Annotated in this window: 1 pseudogene; it reads left to right on the forward strand. The window is 57.8% G+C overall.

From position 1 onward, the window contains the following. Positions 1 to 289: pseudogene (gene rplC, locus A3730_RS10175) on the forward strand (50S ribosomal protein L3); the annotation flags it as partial.

The raw sequence follows: 289 nt of genomic DNA on the forward strand, positions 1-289 counted from the left end.
TGACTGTGATTGAGGTTAGCCCTAATCGGGTTTCCCAGGTCAAGACCGAAGAATCAGATGGCTATCAGGCCGTACAGGTAACTGTAGGTGAGCGCCGTGCCAGCCGCGTGACCAAGGCGCAAGCCGGTCATTTCGCGAAAGCTGGTGTTGAGGCGGGTCGTGGTGTCTGGGAATTCCGTGCTGAAGCTGGTGAGTTTGAGGCGGGTTCCGCGGTGACTGTTGAGGGGTTTGAGGCAGGTCAGATGATCGATGTCACTGGCTCCTCCAAGGGTAAAGGGTTCGCTGGCGG

The organism is Alcanivorax sp. HI0044, assembly GCF_001634945.1.